This is a genomic window from Novosphingobium sp. BL-S-33 (assembly GCF_056857025.1).
In genome coordinates, this window is record NZ_CM166474.1 from 599,119 (window position 1) to 618,867 (window position 19,749).

The 19,749-nt window shown below is 65.4% G+C and carries 16 protein-coding genes; 10 read left to right on the forward strand and 6 right to left on the reverse strand.

The window, feature by feature from the left end; genetic code table 11:
• Positions 1-35 precede the first annotated feature (35 nt).
• The 4 genes from ygiD (at position 36) to AC1VVM_RS02705 (ending at position 4,804) form a co-directional block, all read left to right on the forward strand.
• Complete coding sequence (gene ygiD, locus AC1VVM_RS02690) at positions 36-818, forward strand: 4,5-DOPA-extradiol-dioxygenase (RefSeq protein WP_482955801.1); 783 nt, start codon at positions 36-38, stop codon at positions 816-818.
• A 41-nt stretch (positions 819-859) separates the two neighbouring features.
• Positions 860-1,963: an acetamidase/formamidase family protein gene (locus AC1VVM_RS02695; protein ID WP_132389926.1), complete on the forward strand. Its 1,104-nt coding sequence runs from the start codon at positions 860-862 to the stop codon at positions 1,961-1,963.
• A gap of 70 nt (positions 1,964-2,033) precedes the next feature.
• A complete protein-coding gene (locus tag AC1VVM_RS02700) occupies positions 2,034-2,846 on the forward strand; it encodes a TauD/TfdA dioxygenase family protein (RefSeq protein WP_482955802.1) in 813 nt (270 codons plus the stop codon).
• A 197-nt stretch (positions 2,847-3,043) separates the two neighbouring features.
• Positions 3,044-4,804 (forward strand): bifunctional metallophosphatase/5'-nucleotidase, encoded by a 1,761-nt coding sequence (locus tag AC1VVM_RS02705; RefSeq protein ID WP_482956325.1) that lies wholly within the window; start codon positions 3,044-3,046, stop codon positions 4,802-4,804.
• A 27-nt stretch (positions 4,805-4,831) separates the two neighbouring features.
• Here the strand turns inward: AC1VVM_RS02705 and AC1VVM_RS02710 are convergent, their stop codons facing one another.
• The 3 genes from AC1VVM_RS02710 to lgt are packed head-to-tail and all read right to left on the reverse strand — an operon-like array spanning position 4,832 to position 7,343.
• On the reverse strand, positions 4,832-5,341 hold the full coding sequence (locus AC1VVM_RS02710; RefSeq protein WP_482955803.1) for a DUF2306 domain-containing protein: 510 nt from the start codon (positions 5,339-5,341) through the stop codon (positions 4,832-4,834).
• A 21-nt stretch (positions 5,342-5,362) separates the two neighbouring features.
• Complete coding sequence (locus tag AC1VVM_RS02715; protein ID WP_482955804.1) at positions 5,363-6,415, reverse strand: class I SAM-dependent methyltransferase; 1,053 nt, start codon at positions 6,413-6,415, stop codon at positions 5,363-5,365.
• Between the two features lie 7 nt (positions 6,416-6,422).
• On the reverse strand, positions 6,423-7,343 hold the full coding sequence (lgt, locus tag AC1VVM_RS02720) for a prolipoprotein diacylglyceryl transferase (protein ID WP_482902686.1): 921 nt from the start codon (positions 7,341-7,343) through the stop codon (positions 6,423-6,425).
• A gap of 163 nt (positions 7,344-7,506) precedes the next feature.
• Between lgt and AC1VVM_RS02725 the strand changes: the two genes are divergently transcribed.
• From AC1VVM_RS02725 to AC1VVM_RS02735, 3 genes are all read left to right on the forward strand, one after another.
• A complete protein-coding gene (locus AC1VVM_RS02725) occupies positions 7,507-10,257 on the forward strand; it encodes a [protein-PII] uridylyltransferase (protein WP_132389918.1) in 2,751 nt (916 codons plus the stop codon).
• A gap of 86 nt (positions 10,258-10,343) precedes the next feature.
• Positions 10,344-11,498 carry a patatin-like phospholipase family protein gene (locus tag AC1VVM_RS02730; RefSeq protein WP_482902687.1) on the forward strand — a complete coding sequence of 385 codons (1,155 nt, stop codon included), beginning with the start codon at positions 10,344-10,346 and terminating at the stop codon, positions 11,496-11,498.
• Positions 11,499-11,524: 26 nt separating this feature from the next.
• Entirely contained in the window at positions 11,525-12,307 is a 783-nt protein-coding gene (locus AC1VVM_RS02735; RefSeq protein ID WP_132389914.1) for a 3-hydroxybutyrate dehydrogenase, read from the forward strand.
• Between the two features lie 164 nt (positions 12,308-12,471).
• Here AC1VVM_RS02735 and gltX read toward each other — a convergent pair whose 3' ends face one another.
• On the reverse strand, positions 12,472-13,803 hold the full coding sequence (gltX, locus tag AC1VVM_RS02740; RefSeq protein ID WP_482955805.1) for a glutamate--tRNA ligase: 1,332 nt from the start codon (positions 13,801-13,803) through the stop codon (positions 12,472-12,474).
• Between the two features lie 158 nt (positions 13,804-13,961).
• Between gltX and AC1VVM_RS02745 the strand changes: the two genes are divergently transcribed.
• Positions 13,962-15,527, forward strand: a complete 1,566-nt coding sequence (locus tag AC1VVM_RS02745; RefSeq protein ID WP_482902689.1) for a S10 family peptidase — start codon at positions 13,962-13,964, stop codon at positions 15,525-15,527.
• Positions 15,528-15,576: 49 nt separating this feature from the next.
• On the opposite strand, the gene AC1VVM_RS02750 is transcribed toward AC1VVM_RS02745, so the two are convergent.
• Positions 15,577-17,232 (reverse strand): NAD+ synthase, encoded by a 1,656-nt coding sequence (locus AC1VVM_RS02750; RefSeq protein ID WP_482902690.1) that lies wholly within the window; start codon positions 17,230-17,232, stop codon positions 15,577-15,579.
• Between the two features lie 233 nt (positions 17,233-17,465).
• Entirely contained in the window at positions 17,466-17,642 is a 177-nt protein-coding gene (locus AC1VVM_RS02755; RefSeq protein ID WP_165912237.1) for a hypothetical protein, read from the reverse strand.
• 168 nt (positions 17,643-17,810) lie between these two features.
• Between AC1VVM_RS02755 and AC1VVM_RS02760 the strand changes: the two genes are divergently transcribed.
• Complete coding sequence (locus tag AC1VVM_RS02760; protein WP_132389908.1) at positions 17,811-18,827, forward strand: ArsR/SmtB family transcription factor; 1,017 nt, start codon at positions 17,811-17,813, stop codon at positions 18,825-18,827.
• Positions 18,824-19,735 carry a methylenetetrahydrofolate reductase [NAD(P)H] gene (gene metF, locus AC1VVM_RS02765; protein WP_482902691.1) on the forward strand — a complete coding sequence of 304 codons (912 nt, stop codon included), beginning with the start codon at positions 18,824-18,826 and terminating at the stop codon, positions 19,733-19,735. Before AC1VVM_RS02760 ends, metF begins: the two co-directional genes overlap by 4 nt.
• Positions 19,736-19,749: the final 14 nt, after the last annotated feature.

Here is a 19,749-nt window from a genome sequence, read left to right on the forward strand (position 1 = left end):
AGCCTTGGGCCTCAGAGCAACGGAGCAATACGCGAATGAGCCGTCTTCCGATCGTCTTCTACGGTCACGGCAGCCCGATGGTGGCGCTGGAAAAGAGCGACGTGACCAAAAGCTGGAACGCGATCGCCGGCCGCATCGGCAAGCCGCGCGCGATCCTGTGCATCTCCGCCCATTGGCAGACGCGCGGCACCGCCGTCACCGCCATGGCCCAGCCGCGCACGATCCATGACTTCGGCGCCTTCCCGCAAGCTCTGTTCGACGTGCAGTACCCCGCCCCCGGGGACCCCGACCTCGCCGAGCGCGTGCGCGAATTGCTGGAACCGATGCCGGTGAAGCTGGACGCCAACTGGGGGCTGGACCACGGCACGTGGTCGGTGCTGGTCCACGCCTGGCCCGAGGCCGACGTGCCGGTGATCCAGCTTGGCATGGATCTGGGCAAGAGCCCCGCCGAACACTGGCTGGTCGGCCGCATGCTGCGCCCGCTGCGCGATGAGGGCGTGCTGATCATGGGCACCGGCAACATCGTCCACAACCTGCCGGCGATGGATTGGGCCAACCCGCTCGCCACGCCCTATCCCTGGGCCGAGCACTTCAATTCCACCATGTGCAAGGCCATCGCCGAGGACGATCCCAAAGTGGTGATCGATTACGAGGCGCTGGGCGATGCCGCGCGGCTTTCGGTTCCCAGCGAGGACCATTTCCTGCCGCTGCTCTACGTGCTGGGCGCGCGCCATGAAGGTGAGCCGGCCGAGTTCGCGCCCCACTTCATCCAGCACAAGTCGCTCAGCATGACGAGCGTGCTCATCGGCGCCGAATAAGCGCGCCTTTTCCCCGATTTCCCTGCGTAACAGGAGTTTCGATGGCACTGATCAGCCTTAAGCCCGCGCTTGAAAAGGACACCGTCCAACCCGGCGCGCTGCACCACTTGAGGGCCACGCCCGAGACGGTGCACTGGGGCTATTTCTCGCCCGAGATCAAGCCGGCGCTCACCGTGAAGAGCGGCGACCTGATCATGGCGCAGGCGGTCACCCACCACGCGGGCGACGATCCGGACCTGATGTTCGACGACGAGATCCGCCGCATCTTTACGGAGATCGATCCGGCCACCCGCGCGCCGGGCTGCCATATCATGACCGGCCCGATCTACGTCGAGGGCGCGGAGCCGGGCGACATGCTGGAAGTGCGCTATTTCCAGATGAAGCCGCGCTTCAACTACGGCTCCAACCTCGCGGCCAACTGGGGCCATCTCTACGAGGAATTCGGCCAGACCGAGCGGGTGACAATCTACAAGCTGGATCCCACCGCCAACACCGCCGCCGCGCTCTATGCCTATGATGTGGAGGAAAAGTACGTCGTTCCCGGCCGCATCACGCACTGCCCGGAATGTGATCGTTCCACCGCACTGCCCGGAATCACCATCCCCGCGCGCCCGCACCTCGGCACCGCCGGCGTGGCGCCCGCCGTCAACGATCCGGTGAGCACGATCCCCCCCGGCCTTCATGGGGGCAATATCGACAACTGGCGCATCGGTGCCGGCGCGACGATGTACTACCCGGTGCAGGTCAAGGGCGGCCTGTTCTCGATCGGCGATCCCCACGTCAGCCAGGGCGACGGCGAGATCAGCGGCACCGCGATCGAAGCATCGCTGGACGTGCTGTTCCAGATCGTGCTGCGCAAGGATTTCTCCTTCCCCTCGCCGCTGCTGGAAACGCCCGATTGCTGGATCGTCCACGGTTTCGGCGAGAATCTGGACAAGGCCATGAAGTCGGCATCGATGGACATGCTGCACCTCCTGACCGAGCATCAGGGCCTGTCGCGCAACGACGGCTATTCGCTGATGAGCGTCGCCGCCGACTTCGGCGTGACGCAAGTGGTGGACGGCACGCAGGGCATCCACTGCCGCATCGAACGCCGCATCTTCCCGCACAAGGGCAGCGTGGCCGATCCGGTCGCGAAAGACTGAACAGGATGTTCGTGCCGGGCGGATCCGTCCGGCACGAACCATAGGAAGCGTTACACTGGAGCCGCCGGAAATGGGCTATGAACTGATCGACGTGCGCCCGATGACCAAGCGCATCGGCGCGGAAATCTTCGGGGTGGACCTGACCAAGCCGCTGGGCAATCAGGCCTTTGCCGAGATCCACGACGCGCTGATGAAGCATCAGGTGGTGTTCTTCCGCGACCAGCCCATGGACCATGACGCGCACAAGGCGCTGGGCCGCGCCTTCGGCCAACTGGCCATCCATTCAGGCGTCGCAGGCCTGCCCGATCATCCCGAAATCGTGGCCATCCATGCCGACGAGAATTCGAAGTTCGTCGCGGGCGAGAACTGGCATTCGGACCTTTCCGCCGATGCCGAGCCGCCGATGGGATCGATCCTGACGCTGCACACCCTGCCCGAAGACGGCGGTGATACGCTGTTCGCCAGCATGTACGCGGCTTACGACGCGCTTTCACCGGCGATGAAGGCCTTCCTCGATCCGCTGACCGCGGTTCACGACGCCAATCCCGTCTACAAGGCGATCTTCCCGGATTCGACCAAGACCTATCCCTGCAATTCGCACCCGGTGATCCGCACCCATCCGGTGACCGGGCGCAAGCTGCTGTTCGTGAACTCGTCCTACACCACCAAAATCAACGGGCTGTCGGGACCCGAAAGCAAGGCCGTGCTCGATTTCCTGTTCGACCATGTGAAGGATGCGAACTTCCATGTCCGCTTCCGCTGGGAAAAGCACTCGGTGGCGTTCTGGGACAATCGCTGCACCCAGCACTTCGCGGTGTGGGACTACTTCCCCGAAGTGCGATCCGGCTTCCGCGTCACCGTTGCAGGCGACAAGCCCTATTGATGCGCCCGTTTTCCAATTGCCGCCACGGTGCTTGCCCTCACGAGCCCGGCAGCGGCAACCGCGCCTGTGTCGCCTCCCAGAAAGGCGGCACAGGCGCTCCAGCCCGAAGCGGGCATGACGCTTCGCCAATCTTCTTCGCAAATGCAAAAACGTCCTTGGCGCGTCATCTGGCGATCCGATAGAGCCGAGCCATGACCATGCCCCGCATCCCGCGCGTCACGCCGCTTGTCGCCTCCCTTCTCGTTTCCGCCTGCGCCACGCCTCAGGCCCACCATCAGGCTGTCGCGCCCACGCCCAAGGGCCCGATCGAGATCGGCGTGATCGCCATCAACGACTTCCACGGCGCGCTCGAACCGCCGAAGCAGACGGTCGAGGCGCCCGATGCCAAGGGCAATCAGGTTTCGGTTCCCGCAGGCGGCGCGGCATGGCTCGCCTCGGCAGTGGACGCGCTCAAGGCCGAGCATCCGGAGAACGTGGTGGTCGCGGCTGGTGACCTTACCAGCGCCTCTCAGCTTGCGTCCTCGCTCTATCTGGACGAGCCTTCGGTCGGCGTGATGAACCGCATCGGGCTGGAATTCAACGCAGTGGGCAACCACGAGTTCGACCGGGGGTGGCAGGAACTACTCCGCCTGCAAAACGGCGGCTGCGCGAAGAACACCCGCCTCCAACCCTGCCAGCTCGAACAGTTCGAGGGCGCGCATTACAAGTACCTCGCCGCCAGCACGGTAATGCCGGACGGTACGACGCTGTTCCCCGGCACCGGGCTCAAGACCGTCGGCAGCGGCGACCGCAAGATCACCATCGGCTTCATCGGCCTGTCGCTGCATTCGATTCCCACGCTCGTCGCGCCGGACCGGGTGGCCGGCCTCAGGTTCGAGGACGAGGCCGATACCATCAACCGCGCCGTGCCCGCGCTGAAGGCGGCCGGCGCCGATGCCGTGGTCGTGCTGATCCATCAGGGCCTGCGCACCACGGGCACGCCCGATCCCAACGGCTGCAACGAGGCCGCGGGCGATATCCAGCCGATCCTCGACCGGCTGAAGCCCGGTGTGGACGTGGTGGTCTCGGGCCACACCCACTGGGCCTATATCTGCAACTACACCGCCAACGCGGCCGCCGGCTCGATCCTGCTGACCAGCGCGGGCGTCTACGGCAAGCTCGTTACCGACATCACGCTCGATTTCGATCCCGCCACGCATAAGCTGATGAACCGGCAGGCCCACAACGTGATCGTCCAGTCCGAAGCCTATACCTCGGGCAAGGGACCCGTGCCGACCACCGTGGCATTCCCCCAGTTCCAGCCGCGCGCGGACATCTCCGCCTATGTGAAGCGCTACAAGGACGCCTCCCTGCAACTGGTCGAGCGGCCGGTCGGCCATGTCTCCGGCCCGATGGAGAAGGAGAGCGAAGGCGGTGTCGGCATCGGCGGTGCGCTGGGCGCAATGATCGCCGATTCCCAGCTTGCCGCCACGCGCAGATCGGACGCGCAGATCGCTTTCGTCAATCCGTTCGGCATCCGCACCTCGCTGATTCCGGCCGCCGACGGCACGGTGACCTTCGGCCAGCTTTACGCCGTCACGCCGTTCAACAACCAGGTGGTGACGATGACGCTGACCGGCGCGCAGATCCGCGCCACTCTCGAACAGGGGCTGGACGATACCGGCGACAAGCAGATCCTCTCGCCCAGCCAGGGCATGCGGATCATGTTCGACATGCGCCGCCCCTCCGGCGCGCGCGTCACCGCAATCACGCTCGACGGCAAGCCGCTCGATCCGGCGACGCGCTACCGCGTTTCGGTGGTGAACTTCCTCGCCGAGGGCGGCGACGGCTTTGCCGGCTTCAAGGACGGCACCGACCGCGTTAACGGCCCGATCGATATCGAAGCGTTCGAGGATTGGATCTCGGCCGTGCCGGTGCGTCGGGTCCCCGCCGAGGACCGGACGCCGCAGGCGAAATAAACGATGTCCTGATGGTCCGGGCGGCGCTCAGGCCCCGAACAGCCAGTGCCCGAGCAGTCGCCCGAAGGGGAACGTGAAGAACCCTGCCACCAGCAGCGCACCGATAATCAGCCCGCGCACGGTACGGCGGTGGCGGCCGACGCGGTGGCTGCGCGCGGCCAGCACCAGTACCGGCACCATGACGAGCACGAAGACCGACAGCACGTGGATCACGCTGAAGTGGCCGTTGTTGCCGCGAATGAACAGGCTGTCGATCGCGGTCGCCATCATTGCGGCGCTCCAGACATAGCCCAGCACCCGGTGCCGCGCGTCGCCCCGCCGCCGCCAGAGCAGCACCGGCGTCAACGCCAGCGCGGTCAGCATCGTGGCAAGGTGGAACCACACGATGGCGGGGATGCGCGCCCATTCCTCCCTGCCGCGGAAAACGGCGGTGACGATCACCGCCAGCATGACCAGCGAGAGAAAGCCCAGCGTCCGTTCAAGCCGGTCCGGCCCCTTCAGATCCTGCGCGGTTACGCTCTTAACCTTGTCGTGCACGATACCCCCTGTAGCCGTTCGTCAGAACCCGGCGCCTTCAGGCCAGCCGGGGCCGGCAAGGCCCATCACCTTGAACAGACTACCCATCTGTTCGTCGGAGACCAGCCGGTCCAACGCCGCCTTGATAGCATCGCCTTGCTGCGGTGCGGAAGAGGTAAGACGCTCGGCCCGCATCTCGATGCCGAGCGTGCGCAGAAAGGCGCCCTGGGTGATCGTGCCCAGCCATGTGGCGCCGCTCGCCTGCGCCACTTCGGCGGCGGTGGCGAAATCGACGAGACAGGTGAGATCGGCCTCGCCCGGCGCGGCGAAAGGATCGACCTTGCGGTGCTCACGCAAGGCCTGAAGCGTCGATCCGGTCTGCTTTTGGGCGAAACCATAATCGATCAGCAGCGCCGTGCCGCCTTGCACCGCAAGGCGGTGGCCGATCTCCTGCACGACCGCAGCGGCTCCCGGGCAGGCTTCGAGGATCGTGCTTTCGGCCGCATCCTTCCACTCGTCCGGCACAGCGGCGTCCATCGGCCTGTCCCCGGCGACCGGGCGGAAGCGATCCTCGGCCCAATCGACCATGCGTTCGCGCCAGCCGCTTTCGGTCTTCACCAGTTGGCGCACCGGCAGCGCATCGAGGAACTCGTTACCCACCACCAACAGCGGCGCGTCGGCGGGCAGCGTGGCGAGATCGTCGTGGAACTGCACCTGCGGCACCGCCTCGCGCTGCAAGGCGCGCAGGGCCGTGGAGCCTTCGACGAAATGGACTTCGGGCGAGAGACCGAACCGGGCCATCGTCCGCAGCGCGTCGCGCGCCAGAGTGCCCCGCCCGGGGCCGAGTTCGACATAGTGGACTTTCGGGCTGCCCGCGCGACTCCACATGTCGGCCAGCCAGAGGCCGATCATCTCGCCGAACATCTGGCTGATTTCGGGCGCGGTGATGAAGTCCCCCGCGCTGCCGAGCGGGTCCTTGCCCGCATAGTAGCGCGCGTTGGACTCGCCCATGTAGTGCAGCAGGGAAATCGGGCCGTAACTTTGAATCAGCCGCTTGAAAATCTCGGTCAGCGGCTCGGAACGGCCTTCGGTCATGGGTGGATCACGCCGGAACGGGACGGCCGCTGGCCAGCGCCGGACGCGCCAGCGAGCGGGCGATCAGGATCAGGCCCAGCACGATCAGCGGAATCGTAAGCCACTGGCCCATCGACAGGCCGGTGCGCATCGCGAAATCCTGAAGCTGCGCGTCGGGCTCGCGGAAGAACTCGACCGTGAAACGCGCGCAGGCGATGCCGGTGGTGAACACGCCAACCAGCATGCCCGGACGGAAGCGCGCGCGGGTCTTCCAGAACAGGGTGAGCATGATGACGATCATCAGCAGCCCCTCAAGACCGGCTTCGTAAAGCTGGCTGGGATGGCGCGGCAGCGGGCCGGCATCGGGGAAGACCATCGCCCAGGGCAGGTTCGGGTTCGTCACCACGCGGCCCCACAGCTCTCCGTTCACGAAGTTGGCAAGGCGGCCGAACATCATGCCGAACGGCACGCAGACCGCGATATAGTCCGCCACCCGCAGGAAATCGAGCTTGCCCCGCCACGAGACCCAGCCCATCGCCAGCAGCACGCCGATCAGGCCGCCGTGGAAGCTCATGCCGCCGTGCCAGAGCGACAGCAGCGCCTTGGGATCGGACCAGAGGCTGGGAATTCCGGTATCGCCGCCCGTGTAGAACGTGGCGTAACCAAGCCGCCCGCCCAGAATGATGCCCAGCGTGCAATAGAAGAACAGATCGTCGGCATGGCGCTGCGCCAGCGGCGCGCCGGGTGCCTTGATCATGCGCGAGAGGTGCCAGTAGCCCAGCATGATGCCGGCCAGATACGCCAGCGAGTACCAGCGCAGCTCGAAACTGCCGATCCGGAACAGATAGTTCTTGAGCCCGAGATTGGCCCAGTAGATCGGCTCATGCGCCTGTACGACGGCGCTTGCGGCAAGTGCGGTGAGGGACAAGTGGTTCGACCTCGTATCCATGGGATCCGTGCCGGAGCGGCGCGGCAAATGTGTTTTGCGGCCTTCTGGCATAGCCTTGGGAGCGATGGTAGGCTCGTTTTAGGAACTTGCAGGCAAAATCAACGCAGGCACAGTCTCCGCGCGCCTTTCCCTACCCTCTGCGAAGGATTAGATACCGCCTGACATGAGCGTGATCCGCATCCCTTCGCCCCGTTCCGTGATCGACCGCCGCGCGCTGGTCGAGGCCATCGAAGCCGTTGTCGCCCGCGAAAGCGCCGCCAAGGGCCGCAAGCAGATCGTCGACCTGCTGCGCGCCGCGCTGGAGGACGGCCGGGCGGAAATCGCCCGCCGACTGGTCGCCAAGCCTTCGGCCGGGCACGAAGTGGCAGAAGCGCAGGCCTATCTGGTCGATCAGCTTGTGCGGGTGATTCACGATCACGTTTCCACCCATGTCTATCCGGCGATGAACCGTTCCACCGGGGAACGACTGACGATCATTGCCGTCGGCGGCTACGGACGCGGCGAAATGGCGCCGCATTCGGACGTGGACATCGCTTTCGTCACCCCGATCAAGCAGACCGCCTGGTGCGAACAGGTGATCGAGGCGATGCTCTATTTCCTCTGGGATCTGAGCCTCAAGATCGGCCATTCCAGCCGCTCGGTGGATGACATGGTGCGCATGAGCCGGTCGGACCTCACCATCCGCACCGCCATGCTCGAAGGCCGCTACGTCTGGGGCGACCAGCACCTTTACGAGGACGTGCGCGCGCGCTTCTGGAAGGATGTCGTCGCCGGGACCGAGCGGCAGTTCGTGGTCGAAAAACTCGCCGAGCGCGAGGAACGCCACAAGCGCATGGGCGACAGCCGCTATGTGGTCGAGCCGAACGTAAAAGAGGGCAAGGGCGGGTTGCGCGACCTGCACACGCTCTACTGGATCGGCAAGTACATCCACAAAGTGCGCGATCCCAGCGAACTGGTGGACGTGGGCCTGCTCACCCAGAAGGAATACCGCGCATTCCGCCGGGCGGAGAACTTCTTCTGGGCGGTGCGCTGCCACCTCCACACGATCACCCGCCGCGCCGAGGACCGGCTGACCTTCGACCTGCAACGCGAAGTGGCGATGCGAATGAACTATGCGGATCGCCCCGGCAAAAGCGCGGTCGAGCGGTTCATGCAGATGTTCTTCCTGCAGGCGAAGATGGTCGGCACCCTGACCGGCGTGTTCCTCGCCCAGCTGGACGACCAGATCGCCAAGAAGCAGCCGCGCGGGCTGCTGGCGGGCTTCCGCGCCCGTTCGCGCATGGTCAAGGGTTACAAGGTGTTCGGCGGCCGCATCATGGCCCCGTCCGACAACTGGTTCGAGGCCGATCCGGTACGCCTGATCGAAATCTTCGTGCTGGCGGACCGCGAGGGGCTGGAAATCCACCCCGAAACCATGCGCCTGGTCTCCCGCGATTCGGCGCTGATCCGCGAGGACGTGCGCCGCGATCCGCGCGCCAACGAGCTGTTCATGGAACTGCTGACCAGCCGCAATAACCCGGAAACGGCGCTGCGCTCGTTCAACGAAGCCGGCGTGTTTGGCCGTTTCGTCACCGAATTCGGCCGCGTCAACGCGCAGATGCAGTTCGACATGTACCACCACTACACGGTGGACGAGCACACGATCCGCGCCATCGGCCTGCTGGCGCGCATCGAGAAGGGCGAACTGAAGCAGGACCATCCGCTCAGCCACGAGATCATCCACAAGGTCCGCTCGCGCCGCGCGCTCTATACCGCGGTGCTGCTGCACGACATCGCCAAGGGCCGCGGCGGCGACCATTCGGAACTGGGCGCGGAGATCGCGCTGCGGCTCTGCCCGCGCTTCGGGCTGGACGAGGAGGAGACCGAGCTGGTCTCCTGGCTGGTGCTCCAGCACCTGCTGCTCTCGGCCACCGCATTCAAGCGCGACTTGTCGGATGCCAAGACGATCACCGATTTCGTCGCCGTGGTGCAGTCGGTCGATCGCCTGCGCCAGCTGACGATCCTCACCATCGTCGATATCCGCGCGGTGGGGCCGGGCACGTGGAACTCATGGAAGCGCCAGCTCATCAGCGAGCTTTACGGCGCCGCCGAGGAACGCCTGCGGCTGGGCCACGTCGAATACGGGCGCGAGAAGCGCGTCGCCGCCAAGAAAAAAGCGGTCATCGCGCACGATCCCGGCAACGAAGCGCTGGTCGAGGAACTGGGCGGCCAGTTCGCCGATGCCTACTGGATCGCCGAGCCGGACGACGTCATCGGCAAGAATCTGGCGCAATTCCACGCCTCGCGCGATGAGCCGCTGTCGATCCTCAGCGAATATTACCCGGCACGCGGGGCCACGCTGGTCACGGTGATCGCCTCGGACCACCCGGGCCTGTTTTACCGCATCGCTGGCGGCATCCATCTTGCGGGCGGCAACATCATCGACGCGCGCATCCACACCACCCGCACCGGCCGCGCGGTCGACAATTTCCTGATTCAGGATCCGCTGGGCCGCCCGTTCCGCGAGGAATCGCAGCTCGCCCGGCTCAGTGCCTCGATCGAGAACGCGCTGGCCAACCGCATCAAGATCCTCCCCCAGCTCGTCGCCCGGCCCGATGCCCGGCCCCGCGCCGACGCTTTCGAAGTGCGCCCGCGCGTGCTGGTGGACAACAAGGCCTCCAACCGGCTCACCGTGGTCGAAGTCAATGCGCGTGACCGTCCGGCGCTGCTCAATCGGCTGGCCCACGCCCTGTTCGAATCGAAGCTGATGGTTCATTCCGCCCATATCGACACGTATGGCGAGCGCGCAGCCGACACGTTCTACGTGACCGACCTGCTGGGCGAGAAGCTGACGTCCGCCACCCGCATCAAGGCGCTGGAACGCCGCCTTCTGGAAGCGGCGAGCGAAGGGAGCCTGACCGAAGCGGTCGCCTGAACGCGCGGAAGAATTTTCAGCTTGAAAGGAACCGCGCAGGCGCCCACTTGTTGCACCGCAACATCCCCATGCGCAGGACCCTGCCCATGAACGCCCGCAAAGCTGCAAGTTCTTCTGACGATCTCGGCCGCCATCAGTCGGTGCTCGTGCTACAGGGCGGAGGGGCGCTGGGCGCCTATCAGGCCGGGGTTTACGAGGCGCTGGCGGATGCGGGCCACGCGCCCGACTGGATCGCCGGGATCTCGATCGGTGCGATCAATGCCGCGATCATCGCGGGCAACCCGCCCGAAGCCCGGATCCGGCAGCTCCGCGCCTTCTGGAACGGCGTAAGCCACGAGCTTCTCTACAAGCTCGATGTCGGCAACGGCTTCGCGCGGCGCGCTTTCAACGAGACGTCCGCAGGCTGGGCCGCCGCCTTCGGCATCCCCGGTTTCTTCGCCCCGCGCCTGCCCACGCCCCTGCCCGAGTGGCCCAGCGATATCGGGCGGCTCAGCTACTATGACACCACGCCCTTGCGACAGACGCTGCTCGATCTGGTCGATTTCGAGCGCATCAACCACGGCGAAACGCGCTTCGCGGTAGGCGCAGTCAATGTGCTGACGGGCAATTTCGCTTATTTCGACAATGCCAGCGACCGCACGATCGGCCCCGAACACGTGATGGCCAGCGGCGCCCTGCCCCCCGGTTTCCCGCCGGTGGAGATCGATGGCGAGTGGTACTGGGACGGCGGCCTCGTCTCCAACACCCCGCTGCAATACGTGCTCGACAACCGGTCGCCCTGCGAAATGACGGTGTTTCAGGTGGACCTTTTCCCCTCGCGCGGGGTCGTGCCCAAGACCATGGCCGACATCGCCCAGCGCGAGAAGGACATCCGCTACTCCAGCCGCACGCGCATGAACACGGACTTGTCCAAGCAGCTCCAGAAGATGCGCGCCGCCGCGCAGCGCCTTGCCCACAAGCTGCCCGAGGAACTGCGCGACGATCCGGACCTGCACCACCTGCTCGGCTGCCGCCCGGCGGGAGCGGTGGCCATCATGCACCTCATCAACCGCCCGCGCGGCTATGAGACGATGTCCAAGGACTACGAATTTTCACGCATGACGGTGACCGAGCACTGGGAGGCCGGCAAGGCCGACGCACTCTGGTCGCTGGAAAAGGCAGACTGGACCGGGCGCAACCTGAAGCCCGATGAGATCATGACGTTCGACCTCGCGGCCGACCGTCCCCTTAACGGACACTAATAGCCCATTCCCAGGAGAGACGTTCCATGAAGCTGAAGGACAAGTCCTGCATCGTCACCGGCGCCGCCAGCGGCATCGGCAATGCCATCGCCCACAAATATGCCTCGGAAGGGGGCAAGGTCGCGATTGCCGATCTCAACCTCGAGGCATCGCAGAAAGCCGCTGACGAGATCAAGGCCAAGTACGGCACCGACGCCCTGGCCGTCGCCATGGACGTGACCAGCGAGGATCAGGTCAATGCCGGCGTCGCCAAGGTGGTCGAGGCCTGGGGCACGGTCGACGTACTGGTTTCCAATGCGGGTATCCAGATCGTCAACCCGGTCGACCAGTTCGCCTTTTCCGACTGGAAGAAGATGCTGGCGATCCACCTCGACGGCGCCTTCCTCACCTCCAAGGCGGTGCTGCCGCACATGTATGCGCAGAATTCGGGCTCGATCATCTTCATGGGCTCGGTCCATTCGAAGGAGGCGAGTCCGCTCAAGAGCGCCTATGTCACTGCCAAGCACGGCCTTCTCGGCCTTGCCCGCGTGATCGCCAAGGAGGGCGGCAAGAAGGGCGTGCGCTCGAACGTGATCTGCCCCGGCTTCGTCCGCACCCCGCTGGTGGACAAGCAGATCCCCGAACAGGCCAAGGAACTGGGCATTTCCGAAGCGGACGTGGTGAGCAAGGTCATGCTGGGCCAGACCGTGGACGGCGAATTTACCACCGTGGAAGATATCGCCGAAGTCGCGCTGTTCTTCGCGGGCTTCCAGACCAATGCGCTGACCGGGCAGTCGCTGGTGGCGAGCCACGGCTGGTTCATGGAGTAACGCTCCAGCCGTCGGCTTTTCGAAACCCAAACTGTTCCGTCGCCCCCGCGCAGGCGGGGGCCCCGCTTTTCTTCTGCGAGGCTGGCAAAGAAGCGGGATCCCCGCCTTCGCGGGGATGACGGAGTTTGTTTTGGCTAGGTTAGGTCAGGCTGGATTGGATTTGGTCAGGCTGCCGCGCGCAACCGCTCCAGCGCCGCATCCTTGCCGATCAACGGCAGCAGCGCGCCCATATCCGGCCCATGCTCCATCGCCGTCAGCGCCAGACGCAGCGGCAGGAACAGCGCCTTGCCCTTGCGCCCGGTGGCATCCTTCAGCGCGCCGGTCAGCGCCTTCCACACAGCCTGATCCCATTCGAGCCCGGCCAGCACATCGGCGGCCTGCGCAAGATAAGCGCGGTCCTCGTCGCCCAGTTCCGGCACCGCGACCGGCCCGGTGACGACGCTCCACCAGTCCGCCGCCTCGTGAACATGCGTAAGATTCGGGCGCACCGCGTCCCAGCCCGCCGCATCCATGCCCTCTGGCAGGCGCGCGGCAACCAACTCGAACGGCAGCGCGTGAACAACGGCCGCATTGACGCGCTCCAGTTCCGCCTCGTCGAAACGGGCCGGCGCGCGGCCGAAGTGGGAGAGATCGAACGCCGCCGCCAGCGCCTCGGCATCGAGCGAGGGATCGACCGGATCGCTCGTCCCCAGCCGTCCCAGCAGCGCCACGACTGCCTGCGGTTCGATGCCGATCTCGCGGAAATGCGCAACGCCCAGCGAGCCCAGTCGCTTGGACAGCTTGCCCTCGGTCCCCACCAGCAGCGCTTCATGCGCGAATGCCGGGACCGGCGCGCCGAGCGCGGTGAACATCTGCACTTGCGCGGCGGTGTTGGACACATGGTCCTCACCGCGCAGGATCTGCGTCACGCCCATGTCCACATCGTCGATGGCCGAAGGCAGCATGTAGAGCCACGAGCCATCGGCGCGGCGGATCACCGGATCGCTGATCTGCGCGGGATCGAACTTCTGGGGCCCGCGAATGCCGTCTTCCCAAGTGATCGGCTCGTCATGGTCGAGCAGGAAGCGCCAGTGCGGCAGTTCTCCGGCGGCGATCTTCGCGGCCTTCTCATCCTCGGTCAGGTTGAGCGCGCCGCGATCGTAGATCGGCGGCAGCCCGCGCCCGAGCAGCACCTTGCGCTTGAGGTCCAGTTCCTGCGGCGTCTCCCAGCAGGGATAGACGCGCCCGGCGGCCTTCAGCCGCTCGAATTCGCGCTCATAGAGGGCGAAGCGGGCCGACTGGCGTTCCTCGCCCGCCCATTCGATGCCGAGCCACGAAAGGTCAGCGCGGATGCCGTCGACATATTCCTCTTGCGAGCGCGCCGCGTCGGTATCGTCGATGCGCAGCAGGAAGCGTCCGCCTGCCTGTTTCGCAAGCAGCCAGTTGTGCAGCGCCGTGCGGATATTGCCGACGTGGAGGTGCCCGGTGGGCGACGGAGCGAAACGCGTGACGGTCATGCCCGCGCGATTACGGTGCGCGCGGCAAGAGGTCAATTTCCCGGCGACAGGCAGCGGGGCTGGATGTCACAGTTGTATAACATATCCTCTTGCCCGACAGGACTGATGCATTACCAATGCATGCCGGTTCGCACCCGCCAAAATCAAAGGATTACCCAATGCGGCTTCCCGCAAAGCTGGCCTTCGCCTCGCTTCTCTCCCTCGCTTTCGCCCAGCCCGTTTTCGCCCAGAAGGCCGACGCGCCCGATGCGGAAAAGCAGCACGCCGCCAAGACCGCCGAAGCCGTTGCCGCCGGTTGGGCCAGCGCACCTGTCGATGAAGCGGTCAAGACTTCGAACGGTTCGGTCACGGTCGACGGCAAATCGACTTCCTATACCGCCACGGCCGGCACGCTGACGATTCGCGACGCGCAGGGCAAGCCGACCGCGAGCGTGTTCTACACCGCCTATACCGCGCCGGGTAAGCATCGCCCGCTGACGTTCTTCTACAATGGCGGCCCCGGCTCCGCGAGCCTGTGGCTGCGCATGGGCAGCTTCGGCCCCGAGCGCGTGCGCACCACCGATCCCACCGCCGTCGCCCCCGCGCCCTTCGATGTGGGCCCCAATCCGGACAGCCTGATCGGCAGCACCGACATGGTCTTCATCGATGCGGTCGGCGCCGGTTACTCGCGCCCGCTGGGCGATGCCAAGCCCGCCGATTTTTACGGCGTCGACCAGGACGTGGACGCCTTTGCCAAGGCGATCTTCCGCTACGTTTCGAAGAACGGTCGCTGGGGCGATCCCAAGTACATCTTCGGCGAAAGCTACGGCACCACCCGCTCGGGCGCGCTGGCCTATCAGCTGGAAGAGCGCGGCATGGCGCTCAACGGCGTGGTCCTGCTGTCCTCGATCATGAACTACGGCGTGCGCCAGTCGGGCTACGATCAGGTCTATGTCGGCTACCTGCCGACCTATGCCGCCGTCGCCTGGTACCACAACCGCGTGGCCGACCGCCCGGCCACGGTTGCCGAATTCGTCGAGCAGGCGCGCCAGTTCGCCAATGGTCCCTATGCCAGCGCGCTGGCCAAGGGGCAGGACATCGCTCCGGCCGAAGCCGATGCAGTGGCCCAGCAGATCAGCCGCTTCACCGGCATTTCTGTGGACTACATCAAGCAGGCCAACTTGCGGATCGACCTCAACCGCTTTCGCAAGGAACTGCTGCGCGGCGAGCGGGAGACGATCGGCCGCTTCGACGGGCGCTACCTTGGCGTCGATGCCGATTCCGCGGGCGAAGGGCCCGAGTACGACGCTTCGGACACGGCGATCAGCGGCCTCTACATCGCCAGCTTTCTCGACGTTCTGGGCAACAAGCTGGGTTATAAGACCGACCTCGACTACCGCCTCAGCGCCAGCGAGGGCGGCCCGTTCAAGTGGGACTGGTCGCACGATGCGCCGGGCAACGGTTATGGCCGCCACCAGAACGTCGCCGACGTGACCGTGGACCTGTCGAGCGCGATGCGCACCAACCCGCATCTGCGCGTACTCTCGCTCAACGGCTATTTCGACATGGCGACGCCGTTCTTCTCGACCGAGCGGGACCTCAAGCACATGATGCTGCCCGCCCCGCTCCAGCAGAACCTGCAGTTCCACTACTATCCGGCGGGCCACATGGTCTACCTGAACCCCGAAGCGCTTCACCAGATGCGCCTCGACATGCAGCGCTTCTATGCCGAGGGCGCGCACTGAAAATAACCGGGCCAAGTGTGGGGGCGGTGCGATTGCGCCGCCCTTTTCCTCATCCGCTGCGGAACGCGTGGGTGATCGGATAGCGACGGTCGCGCCCGAAATTGCGCGCCGTCAGCTTCACGCCGGGCGAGGCTTGCCGGCGCTTGTATTCGGCCAGATGCAGCAATCGCTCCACGTGCTGGACGGTCGCACGCTCGAACCCCTCGTTGACCAGCTGCTCGACGCTCTTGTCGTTCTCGACAAGGCCGAGGAGGATCGGATCGAGCACATCGTAAGGCGGCAGCGTATCCGAATCGCGCTGGTCGTCCCGCAGTTCGGCGCTGGGATCGCGCAGCAGGGTCGATTCGGGAATCACCAAGCCGGAAGGGCCGAGCCCGATTCGCGGGACATGGCGGTTGCGCCAGCTGGCAATGGCGAAAACGGTCGACTTGTAGGCGTCCTTCAGCGGATTGTAGCCGCCCGCCATGTCGCCATAGATCGTCGCGTAGCCGACGCTCATCTCGCTCTTGTTGCCGGTGGTCATCAGCATCGGCCCGAACTTGTTGGACAGCGCCATCAGCGCGGTGCCGCGAATCCGCGATTGCAGGTTTTCCTCGGCAATATCGCGGTTGGTGCCCTCGAAACTCTCGCCCAGCATCGAATCGAGCCCGTCCACCGCGGCGCCGATCGGCATGACCGAATAGCGAATCCCCAACGCCTCGGCACAGGCGGCGGCATCATCGAGACTCTGCCGGCTGGTGAAGCGCGAGGGCATCATCACCCCCCAGACCCGCTCTGGCCCTAGTGCGTCCACGGCAAGGGCTGCGCAGGTTGCCGAATCGATCCCGCCCGACAATCCGAGCACGACTCCGGGAAAACCGTTGCGATTCACATAGTCGCGCAGCGCCAGAACCATCGCGCAGTAGATATCTTCGGGGTGCGTCGCCAGCGATTCGAGCTTGCCGCGATCGCAGCGCCAGCCTTGCGCGGTCTTGGTCCAGCGCGTCTCGACGACCTGTTCCCGCCAATCCGCAAGCTGGACGGCGAGCCCGCCATCGCCGTTGACCACGAAGCTGGCGCCGTCGAACACCAGTTCGTCCTGCCCGCCGACGCGGTTGAGATAGACCAGCGGAAGCCCGGTATCGACCGCGCGGCGCTTGGCCACGCCTTCGATACGCAGCGCGTCCTTGTTGATCTCGTAGGGACTGCCGTTGACGCAGATCAGGATTTCGGCGCCGAAATCGGCAAGGTGGCGGCAGACTTCGGGACGCCAGATATCCTCGCAGATGGGCACGCCGATCAAGGTGCCGCGCAGAATCACCGGTTCGGGCAAAGGACCGGGCTGAAACAGGCGCATTTCGTCGAACGTGCCATAGTTCGGCAGCTCATGCTTGAGCCGCACCGCCATGACTTTGCCCTGGTCGAGCAGGGCCACTCCGTTGTGCAGCGCACCATCGAGCACGAAGGCGGAGCCCACCAGCATGGCCGGACCGTTCGACGCGCTCGCCTCGGCCAGCGTCTGCAACCGCGCGGCGGCGCGCTCGATTAGTGCGGGTTTGAGAATCAGGTCTTCGGGTGGGTAGCCGACCAGATGCAGCTCGGGAAAGACGACGAGATCCGCGTCTTTCGCCTTTGCGCGGGCGGCCAGCACGCTTTCGGCATTGCCGTCGAGATCGCCAACGGATTGGTTGAGCTGCGCCAGCGTGATCTTGAGCGTATCCGGCATCAAGGGCTTGATGCCCCGGCACCGGGCCTGCTGCAACAGGAGATGCCTGTAGCGCAGGCAATAAAAAACCCTCCCGGTAAGGAGGGCTTTTCCCGTCTGTAGACGGACTTTCCACTGATTCCTTCGACACTTGGCAGTCTTGCGACTGATTCGGGTCTGGGGTGGGAAAGTACTGGGGGCCGGCACTTCACCTGACGATTGAACGTCGGGCGATTGTCGTGCCCCCGGCCGAATTACTCGGCAGCCGCGGTAGCAGCGTCGGTCGCACCGTCGGTGGTAGCGGCCATGGTCTCTTCGGGAACGGTCTCAACCGATTCCGAAGTGGCGTCAGCGGCGGGCTTGGTGCCACCGCAAGCAGCGAGCGACAGAGCGGCAGCCGACGCGAACGCGGCAAAAGCAATCTTCTTCATGCGAATCCCCTTGCATTGTTTGGCGCACAGGCCAACGCTTGCAGGCAAGCCTGCGGTGCCATTCTTTAGACGAGACGTTTGTGCAACGCAAATGGGAAGTAAGGGGGCCAAAACTGGCGGAATCCCTCGGGCTTGCACACATATAAAGATATCTTTATATGCGGTCTCATGAAAATCGACCCCCTCCTGAGGGCTCTTTCCGAGCCGACGCGGCTGCGCATCATGCGTCTGCTGGCGCACATGGAACTGGCGGTCGGAGAGCTCGCCCAGGTACTCGGGCAGAGCCAGCCGCGCGTCTCCCGCCACATCCGAATCCTGTGCGAAGCGGGTCTGGCAACGCGCCGCAAGGAAGGCAGCTGGGTGTTCCTGGGGAGCGCTGTAAAGGAAAACGGCGAGCCGCCGATGGGGGCTGCTGCCGCCCGCCTTCTGGCCATTGCCGAGCGTGACGATCCCACGTTTTCCGCGCGCTGCGCCGAGGATCGCCGCCAGCTTGCGGCCATTCGCGACGCGCGCGAGGCAAGCGCGCAGGCCTACTTCGCGCGCCACGCGGAAGAGTGGGACACGCTGCGCCAGCTCCATGGTGCCGATGGTCCGGTCGAGACGGCCCTGCTCACCGCACTGGGACGCGGCAAGCTGGGTGCGCTGCTCGATGTCGGCACCGGCACCGGCCGCATGGCCGAGCTGCTGGCAGGCAAGTCGAGTCACGTCACCGCGCTCGACAAGAGTCCGGACATGTTGCGTATTGCGCGGGCACGCTTGCAATCTTTGCCACCTGAGCGGCTTTCGCTGGTGCAAGGCGACTTCCTCGGCCTGCCTTTTGCCGAGGGCGATTTCGACACCGTACTGTTCCACCAGGTGCTTCATTATGCACAGGAACCTGGCGCGGTGCTGGCCGAAGCCGCGCGCGTCACCCGCAAGGACGGGCGAATCGCCGTGGTCGATCTTGCCGCGCACGAGCGGGAAGACTTGCGTGAACGCCATGCTCACGCGCGCCTCGGCTTCGCAGACGAGCAGATGGCGAGCCTGCTGAAGGACGCGGGCTTCGCACCCGATGCTCCGGTCACGCTGCCCGGCGATCCGCTCACCGTGAAGATCTGGACCGCGCGGCGGCTCGACCAGTCGCCGCCCGCCGCGTCCCTCGCCCAAGACACCGAATCCAACGACAGAAAGACCGCGACCTCATGACGTCCGTTCAACGACCGGCAGGCCAACGGCCCAACCTCGCCCCCGCCTTCGGGTGCCTGCCGGGCGACATTTCCGTCTCGTTCGAATTCTTCCCGCCCAAGACCGAGAAGATGGACGAACAGCTGTGGGATTCGATCACCCAGCTTGCCCCGCTGACGCCCAGCTTCGTCTCGGTGACGTACGGCGCCGGCGGCTCCACGCGTGAGCGCACCCATGCCACTGTCGCCCGTCTCGTGCGCGAAACCAGCCTCGTGCCCGCCGCGCACCTGACCTGCGTAGGCGCCAGCAAGGGCGAGATCGACGAGATCGCCGATCAGTACTGGGAAGCCGGCGTGCGCCACATCGTCGCCCTGCGCGGCGATCCGCCGCCGAGCCAAGGCGGCGTGTTCACCCCGCACCCCGAAGGCTATGCCAGCGCCGCCGACCTGGTGGCCGGCCTCAAGGCGCGCCACGATTTCGACATCTCGGTGGCCGCCTATCCCGAAGTCCATCCCGAGGCGACAAGCGCCCAAAGCGATCTCGACAACCTGAAGCGCAAGATCGATGCCGGTGCGAACCGCGCGATCACGCAGTTCTTCTTCTCGGCCGATGCCTATTTCCGCTTCCTGGACAAGACGCAGGCTGCCGGAATCGATGCGCCGATCCTGCCCGGCATCATGCCGGTGACCAGCTTCGCCGCGATCCGCCGCATGTCCGGCAACACCGAGATTCCGGTCTGGCTGGAAGCGATGTTCGAAGGCCTTGACGAGCGCCCCGGTCCGCGCGCACTGGTCGCCGCCGTCGCCGCCGCAGACTTGTGCCGCGGCCTTTACGAAGGCGGCGTCCGCGATTTCCATTTCTACACCCTCAACCGCGCCGAGCAGACTTACGCCATCTGCCAGTTGCTCGGCCTGAGGCCCCAGTCCTAAGAGTTAGGGAGTGC

What these genes read in the sequence shown, in the direction of transcription:
- AC1VVM_RS02695 (WP_132389926.1), top strand. Translation starts at nt 860, where the DNA reads ATGGCACTGATCAGCCTTAAGCCCGCGCTTGAAAAGGACACCGTCCAA.
- AC1VVM_RS02755 (WP_165912237.1), bottom strand. Translation starts at nt 17,642, where the DNA reads ATGAAGAAGATTGCTTTTGCCGCGTTCGCGTCGGCTGCCGCTCTGTCG.
- AC1VVM_RS02730 (WP_482902687.1), top strand. Translation starts at nt 10,344, where the DNA reads ATGAACGCCCGCAAAGCTGCAAGTTCTTCTGACGATCTCGGCCGCCAT.
- AC1VVM_RS02750 (WP_482902690.1), bottom strand. Translation starts at nt 17,232, where the DNA reads ATGCCGGATACGCTCAAGATCACGCTGGCGCAGCTCAACCAATCCGTT.
- AC1VVM_RS02715 (WP_482955804.1), bottom strand. Translation starts at nt 6,415, where the DNA reads ATGACCGAAGGCCGTTCCGAGCCGCTGACCGAGATTTTCAAGCGGCTG.
- AC1VVM_RS02725 (WP_132389918.1), top strand. Translation starts at nt 7,507, where the DNA reads ATGAGCGTGATCCGCATCCCTTCGCCCCGTTCCGTGATCGACCGCCGC.
- AC1VVM_RS02735 (WP_132389914.1), top strand. Translation starts at nt 11,525, where the DNA reads ATGAAGCTGAAGGACAAGTCCTGCATCGTCACCGGCGCCGCCAGCGGC.
- metF (WP_482902691.1), top strand. Translation starts at nt 18,824, where the DNA reads ATGACGTCCGTTCAACGACCGGCAGGCCAACGGCCCAACCTCGCCCCC.
- lgt (WP_482902686.1), bottom strand. Translation starts at nt 7,343, where the DNA reads ATGGATACGAGGTCGAACCACTTGTCCCTCACCGCACTTGCCGCAAGC.
- AC1VVM_RS02745 (WP_482902689.1), top strand. Translation starts at nt 13,962, where the DNA reads ATGCGGCTTCCCGCAAAGCTGGCCTTCGCCTCGCTTCTCTCCCTCGCT.
- AC1VVM_RS02705 (WP_482956325.1), top strand. Translation starts at nt 3,044, where the DNA reads ATGCCCCGCATCCCGCGCGTCACGCCGCTTGTCGCCTCCCTTCTCGTT.
- AC1VVM_RS02760 (WP_132389908.1), top strand. Translation starts at nt 17,811, where the DNA reads ATGAAAATCGACCCCCTCCTGAGGGCTCTTTCCGAGCCGACGCGGCTG.
- gltX (WP_482955805.1), bottom strand. Translation starts at nt 13,803, where the DNA reads ATGACCGTCACGCGTTTCGCTCCGTCGCCCACCGGGCACCTCCACGTC.
- ygiD (WP_482955801.1), top strand. Translation starts at nt 36, where the DNA reads ATGAGCCGTCTTCCGATCGTCTTCTACGGTCACGGCAGCCCGATGGTG.
- AC1VVM_RS02700 (WP_482955802.1), top strand. Translation starts at nt 2,034, where the DNA reads ATGGGCTATGAACTGATCGACGTGCGCCCGATGACCAAGCGCATCGGC.